Below are 3565 nucleotides of genomic sequence, written 5' to 3' on the forward strand. Positions count from 1 at the left end.
ACCGAGTACTCCGACTGGCCGAGGAGGTCGATGAAGCCGGGGGCGACGACGAGATTCGTGGCGTCGATGCGACGCTTGGCCTCGCGCTTGGCGAGCTTGCCCGGGGACTGAATCGCGTTGATCCGGCCATCGGCGACGCAGACGTCGGCGCGGAACCAGGGGGCGCCGGTGCCGTCGACGACGCGGCCGTTGGTGATCAGGAGGTCGCAGGCGGGATCGGCGGTGGGCGCGATGGGCGTGGCAAGTGCGACAGCGGGGGCGGCGAGGGCGAGGGCGAGCAGCAGGGAGGTCGGGCGCATGGGGGGGAGCCTAGCGCGGGGGATGGGGGTTGGGGAGAGGGACCGATGCCGCGCAGGGGCACTCCGGTAGTCGGGAATCCAGGGCGGGCTCCTATTTGAAGCGTGGTCGCCCACCCTGGATTCCCGACTGCCGGAGTGCCCCCACCCTCGCAGCTAGCCTAGAAATGGGGACTGTCCCTGTTTTGTCCGCCAGAGCTTCTGAACGACGCGCGGCTTGCCGGTGACGGACCGGCGTTTGCCGGTGGATGGGGGACGAAATTGGTGCGATATCGTAGTTTGTTCCAGCAACACGGAGGATTTGCATGGCGCAGGATCTGAAGGATCAGCTCGCCTCACTCAAGATCGACCGCAGCGGCGACAACGACGCCGAGGAAGGTCGTGGAAAGAAGTGGCTCTGGATTGTCCTCGCCCTGATCGCGCTCGGATCGGTGGGCGGCTTCTTCCTGCGTCCGCGGGCGACGCCGGTGCGCACGGCGCTCGCCGCCGAAACGGCCTCCGGCTCGGGTCCCGCGGCGGTCCTGAATGCTTCGGGCTATGTCACCGCGCGGCGACAGGCGACCGTATCGTCGAAGATCACCGGCAAAGTGGCGGAGATTCTGGTCGAGGAGGGGATGAAGGTCGAAGCCGGCCAGGTTCTCGCGCGGCTCGACGATCGCCAGGCGCGGCTCGAGCTCGACCTCGCCCAGGCGCAGCTCGGAGCGGCCGAGAAGTCGCTCGCCGAGACCGAGGCCAATCTCACCCTGGCGAAGAAGGACCTCGAGAGGAACCGCCAGCTGACCGCAGGCGGCGTCTCCTCGCAGGCGGCGCTCGACACCGCCGAGGCGCAGGCCGAGAGTCTCGACGCGCGCCTCGCGCGCCAGCGAGGCGACGTCGAAGTGGCGCGACGCAGCGCCGCGATCCTCCGCCAACTTCTCGATGACACCGTCATCCGCGCGCCGTTTGCAGGCGTCGCGATCTCCAAGGACGCCCAGCCGGGCGAGATGGTCTCGCCGGTCTCGGCCGGCGGTGGCTTCACCCGCACCGGCATCTCGACCATCGTCGACATGGCGTCGCTCGAGATCGAGGTCGATGTCAACGAGTCGTACCTGCAGCGGGTCACCGCCGGACAGAAGGTGCGGGCGACGCTCGATGCCTATCCGGAGGCGCCGTTCCCCGCTCATCTCATCACCGTCATCCCGTCGGCCGATCGCGACAAGGCGACGGTCAAGGTGCGCATCGGCTTCGACGAGCTCGATCCGCGGATCCTCCCCGACATGGGCGTCAAGGTGGCGTTCCTTGCCGACGAGAGCGCGTCTGGCGCCGCCGCAGGTGGCAGCGCGGCGAGCCGGACGGTGCGGGTGCCGCGCTCGGCGATCCGGGACGGCGACAGCGGCGGCGGCAAGATCGTCTTCATCGTCGGCCCGGAGGGGGACCTCGAGCGGCGCGCGGTGAGCGTCGCCCTGGGCACCGGCGACATGGCGGAGGTGACCGCCGGACTTCGCGCCGGAGAGAAGGTCGTGATCGAAGGACCGGAGACGCTGGCCGCCGGCGCCCGCGTGCGGGAGATGAAAACCGAATAGGCGCTCCGCGCCCCGTTCAGCTCGTTTCGCTCGTTCCACTCGTTCCGATTACCGAGCTCGCTCAGTTCGACTCAGCAAGGGAGAGAACATGGAAACCCTGGTCAGTGTGCGCGGCGTCAAGAAGACCTTCGTTCGCGGCAGCGAGAAGATCGAAGTGCTCGAAGGGCTCGACATGAGCGTCGCCAAGGGCGAGTTCCTCGCCCTGATGGGGCCGTCGGGCTCCGGCAAGTCGACGCTCCTCAACCTGATCGGCGGCCTCGACCGGCCGACCTCGGGCATCGTCGAGGTCGGGGGCGTGCGCATCGACGAGCTCTCGGAGGGCAAGCTCGCCGCCTGGCGGGCGAGCCACATCGGCTTCGTCTTCCAGATGTACAACCTCCTGCCGGCGCTGACCGCCGAGCGGAACGTCGAGCTGCCGCTGCTGCTGACCAAGCTCGGGGGCACCGCGCGCAAGAAGAGTGTCGCCACCGCCCTCTCCGTCGTCGGGCTCGCCGATCGCATGAAGCACTACCCCCGGCAGCTCTCCGGCGGCCAGGAGCAGCGCGTCGGCATCGCGCGCGCCATCGTCACCGACCCGACGCTTCTTCTCTGCGACGAGCCGACCGGCGACCTCGACAGGAAGAGCGGCGACGAGATCCTGAACCTCCTGCAAGCCCTGAACCGCGAGCAGGGCAAGACCATCATCATGGTGACCCACGATCCGCACGCGGCCGACCGCGCGACACGGACGCTCCACCTCGACAAGGGGCAGCTCGTGCGGGAGGTCGCCGCATGAACAAATACCTCCCCCTGCTGTGGAGCAACCTCCGCCGCAAGCGCCTGCGGACGCTCTTCACGCTGATGTCGATCGGCATCGCCTTCGTGCTGTTCGCCTACCTCGTCGCCATCCGCGCCGCGTTCGCTTTCGGCATCGACGTGGCAGGGCAGGACCGGCTCATGTCGATCAACAAGATCAGCATCATCCAGCCGTTCCCGATCGCCTATCTCGAGAAGATCCGCCAGGTTCCGGGCGTGAAGGAAGCGACCCATGCGAGCTGGTTCGGCGCCATCTACCAGAATGCGTCGAAGGGCTTCCAGGGCGTGAGCCAGTTCCCGGTGGTGCCCGAGGAGTACATGAGGATGTACCCGGAGTTCAAACTCACGCCCGACGAGTGGAAGGGCTGGCTCGAGGATCGCCAGGGAGCGATCGTCGGCAAGGTGACCGCGGATCGTCTCGGCTGGAAGATCGGCGACCGGATTCCGCTGCAGGCGGCGTGGCCGAAGACCGACGGCTCACGCGTCTGGGAATTCAACATCCGCGGTATCTACACCGCAGAAGACAAGGCGGTCGACACGTCGCAGTTCCTCTTCCGCTACGACTACTTCGACGAGGCTCGTCGAGGCGGCAAGGGGCAGGTGGGATGGTTCATCACGCGCGTCGGCGATCCGAAGGACTCGGCGAACGTCGCCCAGCGCATCGATGCCCTGTTCGAGAACTCGACCGCCGAGAGCTCGACCTCGACCGAGAAGGCGTTCATGCAGTCGTTCGCCAAGCAGATGGGCGACATCGGCGCGATCATCACCGGCATCCTGACGGCGGTCTTCTTCACCATGCTGCTGGTGGCCGGCAACACCATGGCGCAGTCGGTGCGTGAGCGCACCAACGAGCTCGCGGTGCTGAAGACGCTCGGCTTCAACGGCGGCCAGGTGCTCGCCCTGGTGCTCGCC

General features: G+C 67.6%; 4 protein-coding genes. 3 read left to right on the forward strand and 1 reads right to left on the reverse strand.

The features are described from left to right. On the reverse strand, positions 1-299 hold a 299-nt coding region (locus tag KBI44_00715; protein MBP9142977.1), incomplete at its 3' end, for a hypothetical protein. Between the two features lie 302 nt (positions 300-601). Here KBI44_00715 and KBI44_00720 point away from each other — a divergent pair. The 3 genes from KBI44_00720 to KBI44_00730 form a co-directional block, all read left to right on the forward strand. Further along, the gene (locus KBI44_00720; protein MBP9142978.1) at positions 602-1858 is read left to right on the forward strand and encodes an efflux RND transporter periplasmic adaptor subunit; all 1257 of its coding nucleotides are present in this window, start codon (positions 602-604) and stop codon (positions 1856-1858) included. Between the two features lie 88 nt (positions 1859-1946). Continuing rightward, positions 1947-2633 (forward strand): ABC transporter ATP-binding protein, encoded by a 687-nt coding sequence (locus tag KBI44_00725; GenBank protein ID MBP9142979.1) that lies wholly within the window; start codon positions 1947-1949, stop codon positions 2631-2633. Then, a partial coding sequence (locus tag KBI44_00730) for an ABC transporter permease (GenBank protein ID MBP9142980.1) occupies positions 2630-3565 on the forward strand: 936 nt, incomplete at its 3' end. The genes KBI44_00725 and KBI44_00730, both read left to right, overlap by 4 nt.

The organism is Thermoanaerobaculia bacterium, assembly GCA_018057705.1.
GTDB lineage: Bacteria > Acidobacteriota > Thermoanaerobaculia > Multivoradales > JAGPDF01 > JAGPDF01.